Origin of the sequence: Methanoregula sp. (assembly GCF_002835825.1) — an archaeon.
GTDB lineage: Archaea > Halobacteriota > Methanomicrobia > Methanomicrobiales > Methanospirillaceae > Methanoregula.
The window spans coordinates 1-2,376 of sequence record NZ_PIZH01000337.1 but is presented as its reverse complement, the minus strand read 5'-3'; the positions used below and the strand labels follow the sequence as shown (position 1 = coordinate 2,376).

General features: G+C 55.8%; 3 protein-coding genes. All 3 read left to right on the top strand.

The genetic code is table 11. The annotated features are described in order from the left end of the window. Positions 1 to 213: hypothetical protein (locus CW742_RS10740; RefSeq protein WP_292420252.1), on the top strand; the 213-nt coding region annotated here is incomplete at its 5' end. Positions 214 to 262: 49 nt separating this feature from the next. Further along, complete coding sequence (locus CW742_RS10735) at positions 263 to 1,381, top strand: TIGR04013 family B12-binding domain/radical SAM domain-containing protein (RefSeq protein ID WP_292420249.1); 1,119 nt, start codon at positions 263 to 265, stop codon at positions 1,379 to 1,381. Next, complete coding sequence (locus CW742_RS10730) at positions 1,378 to 2,019, top strand: metallophosphoesterase (protein WP_292420247.1); 642 nt, start codon at positions 1,378 to 1,380, stop codon at positions 2,017 to 2,019. Before CW742_RS10735 ends, CW742_RS10730 begins: the two co-directional genes overlap by 4 nt. Positions 2,020 to 2,376: the final 357 nt, after the last annotated feature.

Genomic DNA, 2,376 nt, shown 5'->3' with positions numbered 1-2,376 from the left:
GGGCAGTCTCTGGTCAGTTCCATTGATGTGACGCTGTACCGGTCGGATGGATCTATTTTTATTTCTTTTTTTTTTCTGCCTCAGGGCGGTGGGGTTGTTTTCGAAGGGACAAAGGATCCCAACAACCCTGACCGTGTTGTCGTCTATGTCTCCCAGATGAACGGCCAGACCTACAAGGTCACCGATGTGATCAGCGAGTACCGCCAGCGCTGATCGCGATCCACAACCCTCTTTTTTTCTCCCGTGCCATACACTGGTAACCATGCCGGTCAACTGGAGAACAATCCATGCTGCGAGAAACTCCTTTGCGGTCCTCTATGCGGCCTGCGAACGGGAAGGGATCCATCTCACCCCGGTTGATGCACCCACGGGCGATATCACCTGCTACAGCCTGACATCGATTACTGCGGCACACTATCAACAGGAGATTGATGACGCGGACTGTATAACCGTGGTCGGCGGACCGCATGCAACGGCTGCACCCCGCGAGATGGCCGGTTATGCAGACTATGTCGTCGTAGGGGAAGGTGAATACACGCTTCCACGACTCCTCCTCAACCTTCTTCATGGCGGGGACGGCAGGATCCCCGGCGTCATGACCGGCGACTGGTATCAGCCGGTGGATACCGCGGTCCGGCTGGATGCCTTTCCCCCGTTCTCCGAGTACAAAGGGTATATCGAGATCTCGCGTGGCTGCCCGTACTCCTGCGGCTACTGCCAGACACCGCAGATCTTCGGCCACTGCATGCGGCACCGGTCCATTGACGAGATTGCACGGTATACAGAACGGCACTCCCAGTCGAGATTTGTCACCCCCAATGCCTTCGCGTACGGGTCGGATGGTGTTCATCCGCGGTTCGACAAGGTTGAACGCCTCCTTCGTGCCTGCCAGAACCAGGTCTTTTTCGGGACCTTCCCAAGCGAAGTGCGCCCGGAGTTTATCTGCACGACGTCTCTGGAACTGATCAACCGGTATTGCACGAATACCCGGGTGCACTTTGGTGCCCAGTCCGGGAGCGACGCGGTCCTTTCCCGGCTGAAGCGGGGACACACGGTGTCTGACGTGATCGCTGCTGTAGACCTCTGCCAGGAGCACGGGCTGACCCCGGTCGTTGATTTCATCGTGGGCCTGCCATTTGAGACCGATACAGACCAGCGGGCAACGCTCGACCTGATTCGTGAAGTGGCACGGGCCGGCACCGTCCATGTCCATCGCTTCATCCCTCTGCCCGGGACGCTGCTTGCCGGTTTGCCTGCGCGTCCGCTCCTGCCCGAGACCGAAAAAGTCTGTGGCGACCTGGCTTTACGGGGACACCTGACCGGTTCGTGGAATGATCCTGAGATAAGGTTTTTACGACGCCATTCAAATGATATATCATGAAAGATGTGCTGCTAATAGCAGATCTCCATGGTCAATTCGGTAAAATTGATTCATTTCTGGAGCTTTCTCCGGAAGCGGTATTTATTGCAGGCGATATTACCAATATGGGTCCCGTTGACGCGGTCGATGACGTGCTCTCACGCATCGATGTGCCCTGTTTTGCCGTGCCCGGCAACTGCGACCCCCGTGAGATCCTCGAGACGCTCGAACACTCCGATACCGTGTGCATGCACGGGACTTCGATGAACCTTGGCAAGATGACCATTGTTGGTGTCGGCGGGTCTAACCCGACGCCGTTCGGCACCCCGTTCGAGATGACCGACAAGCAGATCGATGACGTCCTGAATGGCGCCATGAAGAAGATGGAAAAGACTGTCCACAATGTCCTCCTCTGCCATGCACCGCCCTACGAGACCCTTGACAAACCGGCAGGGGAGCACGTGGGGAGCCAGAGCATCCGCCGGCACATGAAGTCCTTTGACCTTGTCTGCTGCGCCCACATCCACGAGGCGCGCGGCGTCATGGAAGTCGATGGTGTCAAGGTTGTCAATCCCGGCCCGGCAATGGACGGGCACTGCGCCATGCTCCATTTCGGTACTGATGCACGCGACATCAAAATTGAGCTGCTGACGGTCTGAACCGGAAGCAGGTTGCGGGACGTGTCCCGCTGACAAAAAATTTCTTTTTTATTCCGGAAAATCCGGCTAACAGAAATTTCTCACACATTCAGAGATTTTCCGTTATCCAATAAGCAACGTGTTCCTCTGCAATTCGAAGTATCCATCAGCTTTCTGATACTGTTCGAGATGAGGGATCACTCTGCTCTGGAGAAATTATTTCGAACTGCTCACGTACCCGGGCATTTCCAGAATGCATGCGGGGGTCGGGCGGTGTACTTCCGATGCCAGCAAACCGATGGAATGTGAGTAAGTGTCGTCGGAAAATTAGCACCGGATTTATCGATCGTGGACCAGAACGTATCAAAGTACACCGCC

Coding starts and splice junctions, on each gene's coding strand:
- CW742_RS10735 (WP_292420249.1), top strand. CDS start 263: ATGCCGGTCAACTGGAGAACAATCCATGCTGCGAGAAACTCCTTTGCG.
- CW742_RS10730 (WP_292420247.1), top strand. CDS start 1,378: ATGAAAGATGTGCTGCTAATAGCAGATCTCCATGGTCAATTCGGTAAA.